19 protein-coding genes are annotated in these 19,084 nt (G+C 45.7%); 6 read left to right on the top strand and 13 right to left on the bottom strand.

Annotated features, from left to right (window positions below; genetic code table 11):
• Window positions 1-210: 210 nt before the first annotated feature.
• The 4 genes from KQI32_RS02945 to KQI32_RS02930 form a co-directional block, all read right to left on the bottom strand.
• Complete coding sequence (locus tag KQI32_RS02945; protein WP_177690736.1) at window positions 211-486, bottom strand: hypothetical protein; 276 nt, start codon at window positions 484-486, stop codon at window positions 211-213.
• Window positions 487-638: 152 nt separating this feature from the next.
• Window positions 639-812, bottom strand: coding sequence for a hypothetical protein (locus KQI32_RS02940; RefSeq protein WP_177690708.1), 174 nt, complete (start codon window positions 810-812; stop codon window positions 639-641).
• 422 nt (window positions 813-1,234) lie between these two features.
• Window positions 1,235-4,345 (bottom strand): isoleucine--tRNA ligase, encoded by a 3,111-nt coding sequence (ileS, locus tag KQI32_RS02935; RefSeq protein WP_177690734.1) that lies wholly within the window; start codon window positions 4,343-4,345, stop codon window positions 1,235-1,237.
• Between the two features lie 326 nt (window positions 4,346-4,671).
• Window positions 4,672-6,678: a hypothetical protein gene (locus tag KQI32_RS02930; RefSeq protein WP_216423919.1), complete on the bottom strand. Its 2,007-nt coding sequence runs from the start codon at window positions 6,676-6,678 to the stop codon at window positions 4,672-4,674.
• A 344-nt stretch (window positions 6,679-7,022) separates the two neighbouring features.
• On the opposite strand from KQI32_RS02930, the gene KQI32_RS02925 reads away from it, so the two are divergent.
• Window positions 7,023-7,850, top strand: a complete 828-nt coding sequence (locus KQI32_RS02925; protein WP_216423918.1) for a putative RNA methyltransferase — start codon at window positions 7,023-7,025, stop codon at window positions 7,848-7,850.
• 171 nt (window positions 7,851-8,021) lie between these two features.
• On the opposite strand, the gene KQI32_RS02920 is transcribed toward KQI32_RS02925, so the two are convergent.
• Entirely contained in the window at window positions 8,022-8,969 is a 948-nt protein-coding gene (locus tag KQI32_RS02920; protein WP_216423917.1) for an ROK family protein, read from the bottom strand.
• A 155-nt stretch (window positions 8,970-9,124) separates the two neighbouring features.
• Here KQI32_RS02920 and KQI32_RS02915 point away from each other — a divergent pair, with 155 nt between their 5' ends.
• Complete coding sequence (locus KQI32_RS02915; protein WP_216423916.1) at window positions 9,125-9,664, top strand: GNAT family N-acetyltransferase; 540 nt, start codon at window positions 9,125-9,127, stop codon at window positions 9,662-9,664.
• A 233-nt stretch (window positions 9,665-9,897) separates the two neighbouring features.
• Here KQI32_RS02915 and jag read toward each other — a convergent pair whose 3' ends face one another.
• The 5 genes from jag to rpmH form a co-directional block, all read right to left on the bottom strand.
• Window positions 9,898-10,554 carry an RNA-binding cell elongation regulator Jag/EloR gene (gene jag, locus KQI32_RS02910; RefSeq protein WP_177690810.1) on the bottom strand — a complete coding sequence of 219 codons (657 nt, stop codon included), beginning with the start codon at window positions 10,552-10,554 and terminating at the stop codon, window positions 9,898-9,900.
• A gap of 7 nt (window positions 10,555-10,561) precedes the next feature.
• Complete coding sequence (locus tag KQI32_RS02905; protein ID WP_177690724.1) at window positions 10,562-11,437, bottom strand: YidC/Oxa1 family membrane protein insertase; 876 nt, start codon at window positions 11,435-11,437, stop codon at window positions 10,562-10,564.
• A 26-nt stretch (window positions 11,438-11,463) separates the two neighbouring features.
• Window positions 11,464-11,673, bottom strand: a complete 210-nt coding sequence (gene yidD / locus KQI32_RS02900) for a membrane protein insertion efficiency factor YidD (protein ID WP_177690722.1) — start codon at window positions 11,671-11,673, stop codon at window positions 11,464-11,466.
• Between the two features lie 133 nt (window positions 11,674-11,806).
• On the bottom strand, window positions 11,807-12,139 hold the full coding sequence (gene rnpA / locus KQI32_RS02895) for a ribonuclease P protein component (protein ID WP_216423915.1): 333 nt from the start codon (window positions 12,137-12,139) through the stop codon (window positions 11,807-11,809).
• A gap of 149 nt (window positions 12,140-12,288) precedes the next feature.
• Window positions 12,289-12,423, bottom strand: coding sequence for a 50S ribosomal protein L34 (gene rpmH / locus KQI32_RS02890; protein ID WP_177690718.1), 135 nt, complete (start codon window positions 12,421-12,423; stop codon window positions 12,289-12,291).
• Window positions 12,424-12,734: 311 nt separating this feature from the next.
• Here rpmH and KQI32_RS02885 point away from each other — a divergent pair, with 311 nt between their 5' ends.
• From KQI32_RS02885 to KQI32_RS02870, 4 genes are all read left to right on the top strand, one after another.
• Window positions 12,735-13,919: an AGE family epimerase/isomerase gene (locus tag KQI32_RS02885; protein WP_216423914.1), complete on the top strand. Its 1,185-nt coding sequence runs from the start codon at window positions 12,735-12,737 to the stop codon at window positions 13,917-13,919.
• 57 nt (window positions 13,920-13,976) lie between these two features.
• Entirely contained in the window at window positions 13,977-14,831 is an 855-nt protein-coding gene (gene rsmA, locus KQI32_RS02880; protein WP_216423912.1) for a 16S rRNA (adenine(1518)-N(6)/adenine(1519)-N(6))-dimethyltransferase RsmA, read from the top strand.
• 15 nt (window positions 14,832-14,846) lie between these two features.
• Window positions 14,847-15,824 (top strand): Gfo/Idh/MocA family protein, encoded by a 978-nt coding sequence (locus KQI32_RS02875; RefSeq protein WP_216423910.1) that lies wholly within the window; start codon window positions 14,847-14,849, stop codon window positions 15,822-15,824.
• Between the two features lie 97 nt (window positions 15,825-15,921).
• Complete coding sequence (locus tag KQI32_RS02870) at window positions 15,922-16,815, top strand: aminoglycoside phosphotransferase family protein (RefSeq protein WP_216423908.1); 894 nt, start codon at window positions 15,922-15,924, stop codon at window positions 16,813-16,815.
• A 6-nt stretch (window positions 16,816-16,821) separates the two neighbouring features.
• On the opposite strand, the gene KQI32_RS02865 is transcribed toward KQI32_RS02870, so the two are convergent.
• Genes KQI32_RS02865 through KQI32_RS02855 form a run of 3 tightly spaced genes read right to left on the bottom strand, consistent with a single transcriptional unit; the run spans window position 16,822 to window position 18,866 of the window.
• A complete protein-coding gene (locus KQI32_RS02865; RefSeq protein WP_216423900.1) occupies window positions 16,822-17,574 on the bottom strand; it encodes a class I SAM-dependent methyltransferase in 753 nt (250 codons plus the stop codon).
• Window positions 17,575-17,631: 57 nt separating this feature from the next.
• The gene (locus KQI32_RS02860) at window positions 17,632-18,150 is read right to left on the bottom strand and encodes an AAA family ATPase (protein WP_216423899.1); all 519 of its coding nucleotides are present in this window, start codon (window positions 18,148-18,150) and stop codon (window positions 17,632-17,634) included.
• Complete coding sequence (locus KQI32_RS02855) at window positions 18,147-18,866, bottom strand: ThiF family adenylyltransferase (protein WP_216423898.1); 720 nt, start codon at window positions 18,864-18,866, stop codon at window positions 18,147-18,149. The genes KQI32_RS02860 and KQI32_RS02855 overlap by 4 nt, the downstream gene beginning before the upstream one ends.
• Between the last annotated feature and the right edge of the window lie 218 nt (window positions 18,867-19,084).

Here is a 19,084-nt window from a genome sequence, read left to right as displayed (position 1 = left end):
CAATTTTATTTTAGTAGTTTGCCCAAATTTTACACAAACATATATATTATAGTACGAAAAGCCGTGATTTTCAAGGGATTTTTGAGGATTTCAGCAAAAATACGAACAACGGGAACAAAAGATTCTTTTTTCCACCCGCTTGAACAAGAGGCAATATTGGAAGGGCAGGGTTTCCTCCCTGCCCTCCGCGCGGTTCAGCGAATCAGTATTTCACGCCAGCACCTGCAAATGTTTCAGAAGGGCTATACAGTCCTGTATGCCCTGCCGGTAGAGAAACTGCTCTTCTCCCATATAATAGCTGCGGTATTCCGTTAAGCATTCCTCCAAATATTCCTGCTCCTGCTGGGAATAGCGCTTTTTCCACTCAAAACCGATTTCCTCAATGCTGGAATTGGTATACGCATACCGAATATCATTTTTAAACGCTTTTCTTGCCTTCTGATACAGTTCCTCAAATAATTCCTCCAAATAATCTTCCAATTTCATCTCAATCACCTTTCCTTTTTTTACGTTTTTGCGCCAACCGCTTGCAAAGGAACAGGCACATGTGGTATCATATTCATGTACCGCTGCCTCTGGCAGTGGGTGCATAGCGGAGGAGCGATTGTTGCTTTAGTCGGGAACATTGCTTCTCCTTTTTATTTGAGGTACGCCTTTAACAGCTTGATCCCCCGCCTTGCCGCTTCCATCTTGTTCACATTCTCCTGCGCGCAGTACGCGTCCAGAATGTCCTTGGATTCCTGATCCATCTTCACAGCGATACGGTACGGCTTTGGGTTATCTGTAGGGCGCCCCATTTTCCCCTTTGCCAAAGAATCACCTCCTAAAGACTAAGGGTCACCTTTAGTATACTATGGGTGACCTTTAGTGTCAAGATAAAATTTAAAAAAATGAAATTCCTGTCTTTCAATATAAGAAAACAGTTAAAATCTTAATGACGCGCAACTCCCATTTGTAGGGGACGATGCCCACATCGTCCCGCCATCATACAAATTGAACTTTGTTTGACTGAAGCTTTACAAACAAAGAATATGTTTCATAGAAATATATCTGTTTTCTAAATTACAAAGGGCTATCCAAAATGGATAGCCCCCGTTTTATAACAAGATGAAAAAATGTTGCAAAAGCTGCCTTGCAGGCGTTTCAACCTCGTGAAGCGAAGGATATATGCCCGCCGCTTGCTTCGATAATGCGGTACCCACCATCGAAAGAGGCGGGGCACATCTTAGCGAGATTATATTTTCTCCACGCCGATGGTAACCGCTTCCCCGTTGATATCCCAATCCTTGGTGAAACCGTCCATCGCGTCAAATTTTACGGTTTCTGCCAGAACATCCTCCTTGACGGCATCCAGATTCCGCCCCACAATCTCGCCGATCGTTTCACTGCCCTTCACATAGACATGGATGTGATCCGTGACGTCAAAGCCGGCTTCCTTCCGCATGGTCTGGATTTTGCTGATGACTTCGCGGACAAAGCCCTCCTCAATCAGTTCCGGAGTGAGCTGCGTGTCGAGAACCACCGTCACGCCGTTGTCCTCCTCGGTTGCATACCGATCGGATTTTGCGGTTTCAATCAGCAAATCCTCCGGTGCCAGTTCGATTTCCCCGCTCTGCAGCGCCAGCTTCAGGACTCCGGTGGTATCCAGCTCCTTCTTGGCTTTTCCGCCGTCCAGATTCTGCAGAAGGGCGCGGATTTCACCCAGCTGTTTGCCGTATTTCGGCCCCAGCGTCCGCATCTGCGGCTTGAAGCTGTATGCCGCAAAGTCGGATACATCGTCGGTAAAGGAAGCCTTTTTCACATTCAGTTCTTCCTCGATGATCTGTTTATAGAAATCACTCAGCGTTTCCTTGGATTTGATGAACATTTCACCGATGGGCTGGCGGTTCTTGATGTTCGCGCTGTTGCGGGCAGCCCGTCCCAGCACCACAATCTCCAGAACCAGCTCCATATCCTCTTCCAGCTGCTTGTCAATGAGGCTTTCGTCCGCCGCCGGGAAATCGCACAGGTGCACGCTTTCGGGCGCGCTTTTATCGATACTGCAAACCAGGTTGCGGTAGATATCCTCGGTCATGAACGGAATCATGGGCGCCGCTGTTTTTGCCACCGTCGTAAGGGCGGTGTACAGGGTCATATAGGCGTTGATTTTATCCTGCGGCATTCCTTTCACCCAGAACCGCTCCCGGCTTCTTCTGACATACCAGTTGCTCATCTCGTCCACAAATTCCTGCAGCGCTCTTGCCGCTTCCGGAATCCGGTAGTTCGCCAGATTGCCGTCCACGGTTTTCACCAGCGTGTTCAGCTTGGACAGAAGCCATTTGTCCATCACGGACAGCTTATCATACTCGATCTGATATTTTGTCGCGTCAAATTCGTCAATGTTTGCGTACAGCACAAAGAACGCATAGGTATTCCACAGGGTTCCCATGAACTTTCTCTGTCCCTCGGTCACCGCCTTGCCGTGGAACCGGTTGGGCAGCCAGGGTGCGGAATTGATATAGAAATACCAGCGGATCGCGTCCGCTCCGTAAGTTTCCAGCGCGTCAAAGGGATCCACTGCATTACCCTTGGATTTGGACATTTTCTGCCCGTTCTCATCCTGTACATGTCCCAGAACGATGACGTTTTTATAAGGCGCCTTGTTGAAAATCAAGGTGGAGATCGCCAGCAGGGAATAGAACCATCCCCTTGTCTGATCCACCGCTTCCGAAATGAAGTCGGCGGGGAACTGCTGTTCAAACAGATCTTTATTCTCAAAGGGATAGTGATGCTGCGCGAAGGGCATGGAACCGGAATCAAACCAGCAGTCGATAACCTCCGGCACCCGCTTCATCTGCTTGCCGCACTTCTCGCATTGGATGGTCACCGCGTCAATATACGGGCGGTGCAGCTCGATCTCGTCCGGACAGTTGTCCGACATGGCTTTCAGCTCCTCGATGCTGCCGATGGCATGGCGGTGTCCGCACTCGCACTCCCACACATTCAAGGGGGTTCCCCAGTAACGGTTCCGGCTGATGCCCCAATCCTGCACATTCTCCAGCCAGTCGCCGAACCGGCCTTTGCCGATGCTCTCCGGAATCCAGTTGATGGTGTTGTTGTTGCGGATCAGATCGTCCTTCACCGCTGTCATTTTGATAAACCAGGAATCCCTTGCATAGTAGATAAGCGGTGTATCGCAGCGCCAGCAGTGGGGATAGCTGTGCTCGAAATCCGGCGCGGAGAACAACAATCCGCGCTCCTTCAAATCCTTCAGGACTTCCTTGTCCGCATTCTTGCAGAAGGTTCCCGCCCATTTGGTTTCCGCCGTCATCTCGCCTTTTGCGTCCACCAGCTGAACAAAGGGAAGCTCATATTTCCGTCCTACATTGGCGTCGTCCTCACCGAAAGCGGGAGCAATGTGAACCACGCCGGTACCGTCGGTCAGAGTGACATAGGTATCACAGGTGACATACCAGCATTTTTCCTTGGGGGATACAAAATCAAACAGGGGTTCATACTCTTTGTATTCCAAATCTTTCCCCAGATATTTTTCCAGAACGGTATAATCCTCGCCCAGAACAGTCGGAGCCAGCGCTTCCGCCAGGTAATAAACCGTGCCGTCCGCCTGCACCTTCACATAGTCCTCATTGGGATTTACACAAAGCGCCACGTTGGAGGGCAGGGTCCAGGGCGTGGTTGTCCAGGCCAGAATGTATGCGTCCTCATCTTTTACCTTAAACTTGGCAATCGCGGATTTCTCCTTGACGTCCTTATAGCCCTGCGCCACCTCGTGGCTGGACAGGGGCGTTCCGCAGCGGGGGCAATAGGGCACAATCTTAAAGCCCTTGTAAAGCAAGCCTTTCTCCCAGATTTGCTTTAAAGCCCACCATTCCGATTCGATAAAGCTGTTTTCATAGGTCACATAGGGGTGCTCCATGTCCGCCCAAAAGCCGACAGTGGCGGAGAAATCCTCCCACATCCCTTTATACTTCCAGACGCTTTCCTTACACTTTTTCAGGAAGGGCTCCAGACCGTATTCCTCAATCTGTTCCTTGCCGTCCAAGCCCAGAAGCTTTTCCACCTCCAGCTCCACTGGAAGCCCGTGGGTATCCCAGCCGGCTTTTCTTGGAACCATCTGCCCTTTCATGGTATGGTAACGCGGGATCATGTCCTTGATGACCCTTGTCAGCACGTGCCCGATATGGGGCTTGCCGTTCGCCGTGGGCGGTCCGTCATAGAAGGTGTAAGTCTCCCCTTCTTTCCGGTTTTCCATGCTCTTTTCAAAGATGTTGTTTTCCTTCCAGAACTGTTCTGTCTTTTTCTCTCTTTCCACAAAATTCAGATCTGTAGAGACTTTCTTATACATATCATCAACCTCCAAGTATATCCTATGCTTATACCAAAAAACCTCCGCCCTGAAAACAGGGCGAAGGCTAACTTCGCTATACCACCTATTTCAGCATACCATCATATGCGCCCCCGATAACGGCGGGAAACCGGCGAGGCTTACTTGCACTGCGTTCAGCCCGCGACTCTGGAGTGATGTTCGGAGAAAAATTTACTCACACCGGGCTCGCACTGTCCCCGGCTCGCTTTGGTTTTCTCTTTAACCCTACTGTCTCCATCAACGTCGTTCTGTTATTCTCGGACAGTATACCATAAAGTTTTTCTTTTGTCAACAGTGGAAAAGTGTCATTTTCTGAGGTCCACTGTAATTACAACGCCGTATTCGGTATGAGGCAAGCCATCCTGGCCGGTGTATGTGACGTAGGTTCTGGTATAATACTGCTGATTGTCCAAAACGGAGCCCGTGAGGAAAACACCGTAGAATCCGTTGGCACTTTTTCCGCCGTAATTTCTTGCGGAAAAGGTAATGCAATCATCCCCATCTAATAAGGGAACCGCATTTGAAGCAGAATAAACGATACCGTAATCGGTGATTTTCGCTTCCTCTCCGGTTACTTTACCAAACGTTATGTTTCCGGAAGCTGTTTCGCCGGACGGAACATAGTTCCACTTGACATCGGAAACAATCTCCGGCGTCTGCACCGGAGCCGTCTCAAATGCCACGGTGATCGCCGTGTTCTTGGCAAGCGGAGAAGTCTGATAGGTGAAGCCGCTCACGTCCTGAATGACGGCCGGCGCTTCGCCGCAGAGAACGGAGCTGATAATATAACCGTCATTCGGCTGAATCTTTACCGAAACCGTATCTCCTGAGGTCACATATCCGTCTTTCTTGGACACGGTGCCATTCTCTCCGCAGGTAAAGGTCACCGGAATCAGCACGGTACCCGGCGCATTGTGCGGATTACTTGCAAACTGCGGATAGGGATATTTATCTGTTCTGTCACCAATATCATAATCAAAGTAGTCACTTAAGGTATCATACTTCGCATAAAATGTATCTGCATCGGAAAGCTCTTCTGCTGTGATAGCAGAAGCATAACTTAATGTGCTTGTCCCATCCTTAAGAATAAAGTTTGAAGCCGTCGGGCAGGACCATTTTGCTGTTCCGCTGGTACTGGTAGAGTTATATCCTGCCATTTTCTGATAACTAGACACAGCGGGCGCTGTACTGTAATTGCGGCTGATAGCGATATTGATCGTACCAGTTCGATTGTTGACAAAAGGAGTCCCTACCATCGCTCCGATACGGCCGCCTGACAAGGTGCCAGCAAAATAATTTCCCGTGATATTCGCACTGGTTTTTGTGGTGTTGACAACCACAAAGCAGGCTCCCATACCACCCGCTGATGTTGTTGCGGATATCTTTCCGGTCGCATAACACCTTGTGATATTAATGGTTCCGTCTGTAAGACTGTATGCGGATGCGCCGAAGATTCCTCCCGCATAATCCGTTGTGGCGGTCACATCAGCAGAGGAGGAGCAGTATCTGATATCCAGAGTCCCGTTCAGATTCTGATTGAGTCCGCCTATTATGCCACCGGCATAGCTCCCTGCCTGAATATTTCCGCTGGAGTGACAGTTGTTTATTACCAGACTGCCGGTAACACTTCCGGTAACAGCGCCGACAATGCCTCCGGCAAACAGTTTACCCGCCGTCAGATTGCCGGTGGAAGAACAATTGCGTATCGCATAATCGGCAGTGGAATAATTCACACCGCTGACGATACCGCCCACATAATCCTGTGCGGAAAGATCGCCGCTGTTGGTGCAGTTCTCAATCACAGCACCTTTTCCCATAAATGCGGCAATTCCTCCGACATTGCCGCGCTGCCCGTCAGAATATGTCTGTGTGCTTGTAACATCTGCAGAGTTATGGCAGTTTCTCACAGTTCCGAGCAGAGAATAAACAATCGGGGCAATTGAATTTTGTCCGCCTGCAATCGTCCCCTCCGTGTATAGATTTTCTACCACACCTCCAGCCTCAATTATCTTAAAGATACTAAACGCAAAACCGGCTTCGGTCGTGTTAAACGTGATCTTTTTACCGTTCCCATTATAATGACCGGTAAATGAGCCGGAAATCAGCGCAGCGTTTTCTCCGCTGGCGTCAATATCCGCCGTCTGGATATAATATGCGGAAAGATTATCTGCTACTGCCTTCAAATCGTCCAAGGTCGAAACCTGATACGGATTTTCCTCCGTTCCGTCCCCCTTATCGATTGCAAAAGCCGATGGTGCAAAGCTTAAAAGCATGAGGCAGATACAAATAAATATGCTGCATGTTTTTCTCATAGAAACCATCCCTTTCGTACAATTTTCACAAATAGTATATCACGTTTGAAAATAAATTTTTGCATTTTTTCATTCACTTTTTGCACTATCCTACTCATTTTTTATGGCACAATGGACATTTCAGTCTTATTAAACGATGGATATTTACCTGCCGTTTACTCATAAATGGAACCCCAAGTATAAGCAGAAACGGAACATATAAAGATTTGAAAATGTTATTATGGATGGACAAATGAAGGATTTGCGTATAGAATAGTGTAAAAGGATATGAAGTCATTCTGTCTCTTTGACAAATAACAATTTTTTTAATAGAATGAAGTATTGGTAGTGTTTAAGGAGTCTCTATGAAAAATAACATTTTGATCAACCATGCGGATGCATTCCGCTGCCCCCTTTGCGGGGAAGCATTTGCTGCAAAAGAGCAAAGCTTTCTCTGTCAAAAAGGACATTGCTTCGATGTTTCCTCCAAAGGCTATGTAAACTTTTTAACCAATCCGAAAAGACAGCCCTATGAAAAATTTCTCTTTGAAAGCCGCGGGCGTATTTTTGATTCCGGATTTTACGATCGCGCTGCAGAAGCTGTGCAGAATATTCTAACTGCATATAGCAGTGATACTGTCTGCCGTTTTCTGGATGCTGGCTGCGGAGAAGGTTTTTATGCCTCCTTTTTGACGAAAGACAGCCAAATGGACGGATTTGGATTAGACGTAGTAAAAGAAGCTGTTACCCTCGCTGCCAAAAGATCGAAAAATGTCAAATGGATGGTCGCTGATCTTGCCAAGATTCCATTGAGAAATGATTCCATGAATGCCGTCCTCAATATTTTAACGCCGGCAAACTACCGTGAGTTTCAGCGGGTTTTATCTCCCCAAGGTATTCTTATTAAAGTCGTTCCGGGAGAAGACTACTTAAAGGAGATTCGAAGCGCTGTATCCGGACAGTTAAACGCTTCCAGATATAAGGGCGGGGATATTATCAGCCATTTTAAGAAATATGCAGAAATTCTGAAAATTCAAAAATCATCCGCCACCTTTTCCCTCACGCCGGAACAGCGCATCGATTTTTTGAAAATGACACCTATGACTTTTCATGTGGACATTCAAAAAGCCGCTGATTTTTCTGAGATAACAGTCGATCTGGATATATTGGTCGGACGAATGAAAAATATTTAAATTCTGATTTCACGGATTAGAGTCAGCGAAAAAATGCTTTTTTCCAGACGCACCACCGCAAATGGCTTCCAGAATAGAAAAGCAAGCAATGCAAATGGATTCACTCCATAGCGCTGCTTGCTTTTTCATCTCTTTCTTTTTTACAGATTACGACAGTTTCACAAAGCGGGATTACACCAAGAGCATCCCTGCGCCGATGATTCCCGCGTCATTTCCCAGCTCTGCCTTTTTAAATTCCGGCTGTGGAATTTTCGTGCTGGCATAGGAGTAGCCTTTTGCAAAATTCTTAAGCTTTTCCATCAGGTAGTCTCCTTCGTTGGAGACGCCGCCGCCTACAATAATAACAGCCGGCTGAAACAGATTGATCAAGTCCACAATGCCGCTTCCCAGATAATACACAAAGGTATCCACCACTTCATTGGCTGCCCTGTCCCCCTTGCGCGCGCAGTCAAAAGCAGTTCTGCCGCTGACTTCGCCGCCATGTTCTGATACATAAGCATGCATTTCGCTATCCGGATTTTTTTCCATAATCTCCTTTGTCAGTTCAATCAATGCGGTTGCGGACGCATACCGCTCCCAACAGCCAACACGACCGCAGTTACATTTCTTTCCCTTCAGATCGATGCAAATGTGCCCGACTTCCATCGCAGCACCGTTAAATCCGTTATAAACCTTTCCATTACAGACAAAGCCACCGCCAATACCGGTACCGATGGTGATCATAATGACATCGTCATATCCCTTTGCAGCCCCGTAAGCCGCTTCTCCCAAAGCCGCACAGTTTGCGTCATTCGCCATCATCATTGGTTTATTGATATATCTTTTCAGTTCCTCAAATAGGTTGAACCCGGAAAGATTCATATTATTTGTCTCAATAACCACTCCGGTATCATTGTTGAAACAGCCCGGAATCCCCATACCGATACCGCCGATTTCAGAAAGTGGTGTCCCGGTTTCCTGCATTATCGTTTCAATCGTTTGATAGATATCTTTCGTGATTTCTTCGGGCGCTCGATCCCCAAGCGTTTTTACAGATGTTTTGGTAATCATCTTACCATCCTGCGAGATTAAGCCTGTGGCAATATTGGTTCCGCCCACATCCACACCTATGTAATACATGCTGCCATTCCTCCTTAACATTCTGATTTATTTTAACATTTTCGTTTTCTTTTGTAAAGCTATTTTAGAGCTGCCGAAGTGAATTTTTTCTTCCTTGACAGTCTCCGGTTTTCTGTGATAAAATTTTTCAGCACAGAAAAGAGAAGGAGAGCATTATGGAACGGATTATTTTTCGAACAATTTTCCAAAAAGAAATTTCTCCCCAATTATTTTCCGATTTCGATCGTTTTCAGAAAGTAACCCAGTGCTGGCGGAAAGAAGAATGTGGCTGGATATTAAAAAACATTTCATTTACCGAGCAATGGGGAGAAAAAGAATATGAAATCTTGTGCCATTGTCTGAAAAACACCATTGATACAGGCGGCGGCGTATTCGGCGCTTTTTATGATAAAAAGCTGAAAGGATTCTGTTCCGTGGAAAGCAGACTTTTCGGAAGCCAAAAACAGTATTTGCAGCTCTCCAGCCTTCACGTCTCTGCGGACATGCGCGGAAAAGGTATCGGCAGACACCTGTTTTATCTGGCCTGCAATAAAGCAAGAGAACTGAGCGGCCGGAAACTGTATATCTCTTCTCATTCCGCAAGGGAGACACAGGCCTTTTATCATGCGGTAGGCTGTTTGGAGGCGGAGGAATATGATCCATCATTGACCGAAGCGGAACCATGTGATTGCCAATTGGAATATAGACTGGAATAACATTGTCGAAAAGTCAGACATATAGTCCGCTATTGAAAAGATCGGTGCAGAATTGCACCGGTCCGCTTGTCGCCTTTATCAACAAGCGGATCTCAGGCTGCAAAAAGCAAGCAATGCCAATGGTCCCTCAATGGAGCCATTGGCATTTTGAATAGTGAAATTCATTCAATATATTTCTTTCTATCTTTTCTCGGTTATTGTTTGCGGTAGACCGAGTTTTTCGGCAGTCTGTTTTATTTCTCTTCTTTTTTGTTTCCCTTGGGCGCATTGGAGTAACGGTAGCTCACCACCAGACGACGGTTTGGCTCCTCTCCAATACTGTGCGTTGAAATGCGGTTATAATCCTGAAGGGTTGTGTGAATGATTCTTCTCTCGTATGCCTTCATAGGCTCCAAAGCTACTTCTTTACGGGTCTTTAATACTTTTTTTGCCAAGCCCTTTGCCAGAATAATAAGTGCCTCTTCCCGCTTTGCACGGTAATTTTCCGTATCAATACGAATTTTATAATATTCTTCATAAATCCGATTGACATACAGCTGCGCAATTTGCTGCAGGGCATCCAGAGTTTCGCCGCGGCGGCCAATCACGATTCCCATATCAGGACCTGATACATCCAGTGTAATACGCGATCCATCTATGGCTGCCGCGACCTTTGCCTCGATCCCCATTTTTGTCAGAATCGTCTCTACAAATTCAGCCATTGTTATTTCGGGAGACTCTTTCACTTTGACAAGAATTTTTGCATCTTTCTGTCCAAAGATACCCAGCACACCCTTTGCCGGATTTTCTATAATTTCGATCTCTACATCGTCCCTGCTTACTCCCAACTGGGACAACGCAGTCTCTATGGCACTGTCAATCGTTTTTCCGGTGGCTGTAACTTCTTTCATCACACGGTTACCTCCTTTTTTTCTTCTTGACCGCTTCTGTTGTAATCGATGAAGCGGCAATTTCAGTCGCTATTTTCATTTTCGCTTTTTTATCAATTGTAAAATACTGCAGAATCTGCAAAGCACTGTTCACTACCCAGTAAAGGCTTAAGCCCGCCGGCACGCTGAAACCAATCCAGAGAATCATCAGCGGCATAAAATAGGTCATCATTTTGGTGGTGGAAGCCATTGGGTTGTCATCATTGCTCTTTTGTTTCGGCTGCATAATATAGCTGGATAAAAAGCTGAGACCTGCCGATAATACCGGCAAAATCCAAATGATTGACGGAACGGAAAAGCTGGGGGTCTGTGCCAAATTTAATCCCAAAAAATTAAAATCAATGGCATGTACATTGGGCACCAAAGCCTGAATATTCGCAATATTCTCCGGCAGGCTCATCTGCTGAGCCAAACTCATTTCAGCGGTAAAGGAATTGGCTGGCATGTTAAAATTCAGCGCCTGCGCAATCGCTGTGATCTGTTCTGCCGTCAGCCGCAGCATGTAAGTAAGCGGCTTCGCTACCGCCGCATAAAGACCAAACAGAATAGGAAACTGAATCAACATTGGCAGACAGCCGGACATGGGGCTGATATTGTACTGCTTATACAGTTTCATCATTTCCGTAGACTGTTTCTCTTTGTCATTTTTATATTTATTCTGAATTTCTGTCATCAATGGCTGAACCTGCTGCATCGCCGCCATAGATTTTTGCTGCTTAAGTGTAAGCGGCAACGTACAAAGTTTCACAAATGTGGACAGCAAAATAATTGACAAACCATAATTCCCTATGAAATCATAAATAAAATTCATGACAAAGCCGATAGGGGTACCTAAAAAATACATAGATTCACTTCCTAATTTTCAGTAATTTACGGGTAATCGACGCCTCCCTTACAAAAAGGGTTGCATCTCAAAATTCGATAAACCGTTTTCACACCGCCCTTTAAAAGTCCGTACTTCTCAATTGCAAGCACGGCATACTCCGAACAGGTGGGCAAAAAACGGCAGGTAGGATATTTCTTCAATGGCGACAAATTTCTTCTGTACCATTGAATCAAACAGATAACAATCTTTTTCATCTCAAAACCCGATTCGTTTCATAAGGTTTTTCCCGACGATTCCTTCGGAAAGCCTGTCCAAAAAGCGAACAGGCAAGCAAAATTTTAAGCTGTGCTGCAAACTGCCAAAATGAAAAAGAAAGCCCCGTCCTATTTACAAAAGGGAGCTTTTCCGAAGGAGGTATCTGAGACATCCGCCTATTTTCTGATAGTCGCTGCCGGCAGCTTTCACACGCGCAACGATGACAAGATCATAGGAAAGCGGTATCTTGTCCTCCAGAAGGCGGAAATTTTCCTTAATCAGTCTTCTGACACGGTTGCGGACAACAGCTTTGCCGACTTTTTTACTGGCGGTCAACCCCAAACGGTTCATCCCCAGATTATTCTTTCGGTAATAAAGTACCAGACAATCTCCGGCAATGCTTTTTCCTCTTCGATAGACACGGCCGAAATCCCTGTTTTCCTTTAAAGATATGGTTCGCTGCATCCTAAATTTCTCCAAATGTGAAAAAAATGCCGCAGAAGATACGGCACTTTTTATAACCTCGGCACCCCGCGGCGCAATGCCGCAGTTTTGCCGGTTTCATAAAAGTCCAAATAGAAATGTGTCAAAGCACATTTTACGACTTTTGTGTATTAAGCACTTAATTTTTTTCTGCCTTTCAATCTTCTTCTGGCCAGAACCTTTCTTCCATTTCTGGTTCTCATTCTTTTCCGGAAGCCATGCTCTCTGCTTCTCTGTCTCTTTTTCGGCTGATATGTTCTTTTCATCTGCGCACCTCCTTTTAATCCCATACACGCTGTTTTGCGCGCACGAAACCTGTAAAACACATTTATTATAATGAAATTCACTGTGATTGTCAAGAGATTTTGCTATTTCCGTACAAATTTATCTTATTTCGAAAATTTTCGAAAATTTTTGGGGAAAAATAAATCAAGGAAAGGCAAATCTTATTTTTCGGATGCCATTTCGGCAATAAATGTGAAAAGAAATGATTGTGAAATCCATCCGAATGTGCTAATATAAATAAATAGGAAAAGCATGTAAATAAAATTTATATTTTAATATAGGAGAATGTGTCATGTCGAAAGAAAAATTAAAAGAATGGAAACAGTATTATGAAGATGCCCTGCTAAACGATTGTATTCCTTTCTGGCTGAAGACCGGAGTGGATTATGAGTATGGCGGTTATTTTACCTGCCTGGATCGGAAAGGCGAGGTTTATTCCACCGACAAATCCGTATGGTTTCAGGGGCGGATGCTCTGGACACTGTCCAAGCTGATGACCGAGTTCGGCGTCCGTGACGAATGGCTGAAAGCTGCGGACTGCGGATATGAGTTCATCAAAAACCACTGCTATCTGGAGGATGGCAGAATGCCGTTCACAGTGACAAGAGAAGGGACCTATATCCAGAAACGGCGCTATTACTTCTCGGAAACTTTTGCCGTGATTGCGCTGGCGCAGTATTTTATTGTGACAAAAAAGCAGGAAGCACTTGATTTGGCCAAAAAGACCTATACCTTGGCCCTTGATCTTTTCCTTCACCCGGAAAAACTTCCTCCGAAATTCAATCCGGATCTGCCGGGTTCTATAACGCTGGCAAACCCGATGATTATGCTGGCAACCACTCAGATTCTCCGTTCTGCTGATCCTGCGAATGAAGCGGAATACAATAAGAACATCGACATGTTTCTTTCGGAAGTCAAGCTCCACATGCAGCCGCAGCTGAAAGCGGTTCTGGAAAATGTCTCTCCAAAAGGACAGTACTTGAATTCTCAGAAAGGTCGGCTCGTCAATCCGGGTCATGCGATTGAAGCGTCCTGGTTTATCATGACAGAAGCAGAATACCGCAAAGATAAGGATTTGTTGGAAACGGCTCTTACCATCTTGGATTGGTCTTTTGAAATCGGCTGGGATAAGGAATCGAAAGGAATCACTTATTTTGTAGATGTCGAGGGCAAGCCGGTGGAACCGCTGGAAGCCGAACTGCGTCTGTGGTGGCCTCACAATGAAGCGCTCATCGCCTTTATTATGGCATACCAGCAAACCGGAAAAGAGGAATATCTGAATAAGTTTGAAATGGTTCACGATTACGCATTCTCCCATTTCCGGGATATGGAGTACGGCGAGTGGTACGGATATCTGAGAAAAGACGGCACCGTGTCCAAAGATTTGAAGGGTTCCATCTTCAAAGGTCCCTTCCACTATCCCAGATGCCTGATGCTGGTTTCCAAAGAACTGGGCAAAATGATCGAAGAACAGTAATGCAAAAGGCGCGCAGTGCGCGCCTTTTTTTCAAAACCGAACAAGAGAGGATTGCGTATGACAGACAGAGTGACAAACCCTAAAATAGTCAAAGAACTATGTGAACGGTATGGGTTCCGTTTTAAAAAAGGACTGGGACAAAATTTTTTGATTGATGAAAGCGTGGTGGAGGACACCATTGTCGGCACTGGTATCACAAGAAACACCAGCGTAATCGAAATTGGACCGGGATTTGGCAGTCTGACCCAATCTCTTTTGGAAGCCGCAAAGGATGTAACCGCTATTGAATTGGATTCGAATTTGATTCCTGTTCTTACCGATTTATTTGGTTCGGCAGAAAATTTTCATCTAATCAATGCCGATGTGCTGAAAACCGATCTGAATCAAATCATCCAAAATGAAGATACTGTCGTCGTCGCAAATCTTCCCTATTATATTACTACGCCCATCGTATCCGCTCTGCTGGAAAAACGATACCCGCTCAAAAGCATCACAGTAATGGTGCAGAAGGAAGTGGCAAAACGAATGGTAGCGACCTGCCGTGAAAAAGATTACGGCGCTCTGTCCTGTATGGTGGACTATTACACCAACGCCTCCATTCTCCGCGATGTGAAACCCCACTGTTTTACACCGCAGCCAAGCGTGGATTCCTCTATCGTTCTGATGAAGCTCTTAAAAACACCCAAGGTGAATCCCAAGGACGAAGCCGTATATTTCAAAACCGTCAAAGCCGTTTTTCTGCAGCGCCGCAAGACATTACTGAACGGGCTGTCCAACAGCGGATTTTTCTCTCAGACCAAGGAGGAAATCACCTCCATTTTGGAGGAGCTTGGCTATTCCCCCACCGTGCGGGGGGAAACCCTATCCATTCAGGATTTTTGCCGAATTTCCGATCAGTTGTCTCAACGCTAAAAGGAGAATATGGAAATGAAAAAAGAACTTCGCTGGGCAGTTTTAGGGACCGGTGTCATTGCCAATGAAATGGCACAGGCTCTGACGGCAATGGGAAAGCCTCTCTATGCAGTTGGAAACAGAACGCTGGGGAAAGCGCTGGCGTTTGCTGAAAAACATCAGGTGCGAAAGGTATATCGGGATTTTCATGAAATGTTTTGGGATCCCCTGGTGGATATCATTTACATCACAACGCCCCATAATACGCATATCGATTTTCTGCGTACAGCACTGAAAAATGGTAAGCATGTACTGTGTGAAAAATCCATTACCCTCAACAGTAACGAATTGAGGGAAGCTGTCACTTTGGCCGAAAACCATGATGTGATACTGGCGGAGGCAATGACGATTTGGCATATGCCGCTGTATCAAAAACTGTGGAATATGGTAAAAAGCGGAACCTTGGGAAAGGTTCAAATGCTTCAGCTGAATTTCGGCAGCTTGAAAGAATATAATATGAATAGCCGTTTTTTCAATCTTCAGCTGGCAGGCGGAGCGCTTTTGGATATCGGCGTTTACGCCCTAAGCTTAGTGAGAAGCTTTATGGACAGCCAGCCTGAGGATATTTTAAGCCAGGTGAAATTGGCTTCTACCGGCGTTGATGAGCAAGCTGGAATTTTACTGATGAATCGGGAGGAGCAGATGGCGGCGATTTCTTTAAGCCTTCACTCAAAACAGCCAAAACGCGCTGTCATCAGCTGTGAAAGGGCATATATTGAAATCATGGAATACCCCCGCGCAGACAAAGCTGTTATTGTGGATGCGGAAACCGGAAAACGGCAGGAAATCACAGAAGGCAAAACCGCTCATGCACTGCAATATGAAATAATGGATATGGAAAAAGCGGTTCTGAACCACAGTGTTGATTCCATGCATCTGGCGGAGACCATAGATGTCATGGAAATTATGACAAAACTCCGCAGAGATTGGGGGCTGCAATATCCGGACGAATAAGATGAAACTGGAGATAAATAAATGAGCTGTTCATTTAAGAAAACAAGAAATGTGAAGAAATTTTCGCTTTCCATCCATATTATTTAGGAGAAAATAAATGCCACAATTAAACTTTATTTCAAAGGAACCAATCAACAGGGGATGGTCCTGTGATAAAAAGTACTGTGTAACAACTCCCGATGGTACAAAATATCTTTTGAGAGTTACACCCGCAGAAAAAAGCGCAAAGCGGCAGGAAATGTTCCATATGCAGCAGAAAGCAGCTTTCCTTGGAGTTCCAATGTGTAAGCCCGTGGCGTTCGGAAAGTGTGATGACGGTGTTTATAGTATTCAAACATGGGTGAATGGGAAGAATGCCGAAGATATTATACCTTATCTTTCTGATACAGAACAGTATGCTTATGGTCTCGAGGCGGGCAGAATCCTTAAAACAATTCATTCTCTTCCCGCCCCTGAAGCACTGCCCGATTGGGAAGCTCGCTTTCAGGCAAAGATCGATCGTAAAATTAAAATGTATCATGAATGCCCCATAAAATTTGATGGAGCAGAAAATTTTATTGCTTACATAGAAGAAAACCGCCATTTGCTTGCAAACAGACCGCAGACCTTTCAGCACGGAGATTACCACATCGGCAATATGATGATTGAAAATGGAAAAATTGTAATTATTGATTTTGATCGTTATGATTTTGGGGATCCATGGGAAGAATTTAACCGTATTGTATGGTGTGCACAGACCTCTCCGCTGTTTGCCTCAGGTATCGTCAACGGTTATTTTGACAGCAGGGTGCCAAGCGAGTTTTGGAAGTTACTTGCTCTTTACATCAGCACCAATATGCTTTCCTCTATTCCATGGGCGATCCCTTTTGGTAAGGGAGAAATAAATACAATGCTTAACCAAGCCAGGGATGTGCTTCGTTGGTACGACAATATGCAGAATTCTGTCCCTGTTTGGTACTTCAAAAATCAAGGAATCGAAAGGGATCGCTAACGCAAATTAATATTCACTTGATACCTTTCCGGTATAACTCTGTGTCACGATAGAAACAGCTACCCTATCTCTCTCACAAAAACGGTCGAATATCCGGTGAAGCGAGGCAAGCCAGGCCTCATATTCGGTATCCTCCGGCTTCAGAGAATAGGAGGAGGAGAGAATCCTTCCGATGAAGGTTTCCCTGTCGGCGGAGTAGGAATTGTCAAATTCGCAGTGTTCATATACTCCGTCTTCAAAAAATGTTCCAAAGCTCTCCCCCACAAAACGGATGCCCCCGCTTGCCCCCTGATAAGCAGGGCAATATTGCTTGGCAGCCTCCGCCGCTGCACGTTCAAGCGCGCTGTCCCGCCTTGTATTCCAGACAAGGGAGACAATCCCTCCCGGTCTTAAGATTCTGCCGCATTCTCTGCGGAAAGCCTTCGCGTCAAACCAATGAAACGCCTGTGCGGCGGTCACCAAATCCACGCTGTCTTCCGGCAAAGTTGTCTGCTCCGCCGCGGCATTGATAATCCAGAAATCTCCCGCAAGCGTTTCAGCCGCTATTTTTCTCATATCCGCATTCGGCTCCACACAGTACACGGCGCACCCTTCTTTCAGCAACGCTTTGCTCAGAATCCCTGTGCCCGCTCCTACATCCGCGACGACGCCATTCACCGGAATTTTTCCGGTCAGATACCGAATATAAGCCAATGGATAAGCAGGTCGGAATTTTTGGTAAATTTCCGCTTTTCCCGTAAATTTTTCGGTATGATTCATCCCTAAATTTCCTTTTTATTATTTTATAATCTTATTGGATCCCTTTCGACTATTATATCATGATTCGACGATAAAAATCCGGTTCGCTATTCTCTCCGCAGCCTGCAAAGGGGTAATATCCGTCACATCTATTTTGGTGCTGTCCATTTTCTCATATAGCTTTAGTCGATTGACGCTTTCCTCCACTTTCCGTGGAATATCTGTTTTTCCTTCCGCTTGCATCCTGCTTGTCAAGCGGTCCCTGAGGGTATCTTGCGAACAGGTCAGCGTAAACAGAACAGGCTGGAAAAGCAGACCTTTCATTTGTTCCAGTATCTGCTTTACAATTTGCTCTTGATGCATGACCCAGCAAAAGATGACATATTCATAACTAGAATTCTCCAAATAAGACCGCAGCAGAAAACCGATATTCCGCAAAACCATCTGTTTGTTCTCTTCATTGACCACAAAGGGATTCATATTCCAGCACCAATCCCCGTCCAGATAAACCGACGGCTGAAGCCGCTTCATCAGTTCTTTGCTCACAGTGCTCTTTCCAACCCCCATTGTCCCGTTTATCAGGATCAGCTTTTTCATTTTTTCATCAAATCCTTTATCACTTCTCCCGCCAGAATCAGACCGGCTACCGAGGGAACCCAAGCAACGCTGGCCGGCGCAGGACGATTGTTTTTCGTCTCCCCCAAGTCCAAAACCGGCGTGAGCGGCGGTTCGTCCGAGCAAACTACCTTAAGCTTTGGAATACCAAGTTTTTTCAGTTCCCTTCGCATTACCTTAGCAAGCGGATCCATAGCGGTTTTATAGATATCTGTCACCCGAAATCGGGTTGGATCCAGCTTATTTGCCGCCCCCATAGAGGAGATGATTGGAATGTTTTCATTCTTTGCGGTTTGTATCAGCAGCAGCTTGGAGGAAACGGTATCGATAGCATCCACAATATAGTCAAAATGACCCAAAGACTGTGAAAAAATTTCGTTCTTTGTTTCTTCACAAAAAAACACCGAATGGCACACTACTTCTGCGTCTGGATTGATATCTGCAATTCTCCGCCTCATCAAATCCGTTTTCCGTTTCCCCACTGTACTTTGCAGGGCAATCAGCTGGCGGTTGATGTTGCTTTTTGTCACCACATCATTGTCAATCAGAGTCAGCTTGCCAACTCCGCTCCTCGCCAGTGCCTCCGCTGTAAAGCTGCCTACGCCGCCTAAGCCGAACACAGCTACAGAAGCTTTTGTACATCTATCCACCGCCGTTTCTCCCAAAAGCATCTTTGTGCGATTCAAAAACTCTACCATTTTCATCTCTCCGTTTCCATCTTTTTGCCGAATTTCTTTTATGTGAAAATGATTTCTCTACAACCAGGGTCTCTGATCTGTTGGTCATCGCTTTACTGCAAAATGCCTTCCTGCTGATAAAAAACAGGGATACTCGCTGCAGAAATCCCACCGTTCATGTAAGCGGAGGATATTTTCATCAAGATTTCATCCCCCAAAGAAATCACCCTGCTTTATTG

The organism is Acetivibrio sp. MSJd-27 (genome assembly GCF_018918095.1).
Lineage (GTDB): Bacteria > Bacillota > Clostridia > UMGS1840 > HGM11507 > HGM11507.
The sequence above is the reverse complement of the archived record's forward strand: the minus strand, read 5'-3'. Positions and strand labels throughout refer to the sequence as shown.

What these genes read in the sequence shown, in the direction of transcription:
- KQI32_RS02930 (WP_216423919.1), bottom strand. Translation starts at nt 6,678, where the DNA reads ATGAGAAAAACATGCAGCATATTTATTTGTATCTGCCTCATGCTTTTA.
- yidD (WP_177690722.1), bottom strand. Translation starts at nt 11,673, where the DNA reads ATGAAAAAGATTGTTATCTGTTTGATTCAATGGTACAGAAGAAATTTG.
- ileS (WP_177690734.1), bottom strand. Translation starts at nt 4,345, where the DNA reads ATGTATAAGAAAGTCTCTACAGATCTGAATTTTGTGGAAAGAGAGAAA.
- KQI32_RS02920 (WP_216423917.1), bottom strand. Translation starts at nt 8,969, where the DNA reads ATGTATTACATAGGTGTGGATGTGGGCGGAACCAATATTGCCACAGGC.
- KQI32_RS02875 (WP_216423910.1), top strand. Translation starts at nt 14,847, where the DNA reads ATGAAAAAAGAACTTCGCTGGGCAGTTTTAGGGACCGGTGTCATTGCC.
- KQI32_RS02905 (WP_177690724.1), bottom strand. Translation starts at nt 11,437, where the DNA reads ATGTATTTTTTAGGTACCCCTATCGGCTTTGTCATGAATTTTATTTAT.
- KQI32_RS02870 (WP_216423908.1), top strand. Translation starts at nt 15,922, where the DNA reads ATGCCACAATTAAACTTTATTTCAAAGGAACCAATCAACAGGGGATGG.
- KQI32_RS02925 (WP_216423918.1), top strand. Translation starts at nt 7,023, where the DNA reads ATGAAAAATAACATTTTGATCAACCATGCGGATGCATTCCGCTGCCCC.
- jag (WP_177690810.1), bottom strand. Translation starts at nt 10,554, where the DNA reads ATGAAAGAAGTTACAGCCACCGGAAAAACGATTGACAGTGCCATAGAG.
- KQI32_RS02865 (WP_216423900.1), bottom strand. Translation starts at nt 17,574, where the DNA reads ATGAATCATACCGAAAAATTTACGGGAAAAGCGGAAATTTACCAAAAA.
- rnpA (WP_216423915.1), bottom strand. Translation starts at nt 12,139, where the DNA reads ATGCAGCGAACCATATCTTTAAAGGAAAACAGGGATTTCGGCCGTGTC.
- KQI32_RS02915 (WP_216423916.1), top strand. Translation starts at nt 9,125, where the DNA reads ATGGAACGGATTATTTTTCGAACAATTTTCCAAAAAGAAATTTCTCCC.
- KQI32_RS02855 (WP_216423898.1), bottom strand. Translation starts at nt 18,866, where the DNA reads ATGGTAGAGTTTTTGAATCGCACAAAGATGCTTTTGGGAGAAACGGCG.
- KQI32_RS02945 (WP_177690736.1), bottom strand. Translation starts at nt 486, where the DNA reads ATGAAATTGGAAGATTATTTGGAGGAATTATTTGAGGAACTGTATCAG.
- rpmH (WP_177690718.1), bottom strand. Translation starts at nt 12,423, where the DNA reads ATGAAAAGAACATATCAGCCGAAAAAGAGACAGAGAAGCAGAGAGCAT.
- KQI32_RS02885 (WP_216423914.1), top strand. Translation starts at nt 12,735, where the DNA reads ATGTCGAAAGAAAAATTAAAAGAATGGAAACAGTATTATGAAGATGCC.
- rsmA (WP_216423912.1), top strand. Translation starts at nt 13,977, where the DNA reads ATGACAGACAGAGTGACAAACCCTAAAATAGTCAAAGAACTATGTGAA.
- KQI32_RS02860 (WP_216423899.1), bottom strand. Translation starts at nt 18,150, where the DNA reads ATGAAAAAGCTGATCCTGATAAACGGGACAATGGGGGTTGGAAAGAGC.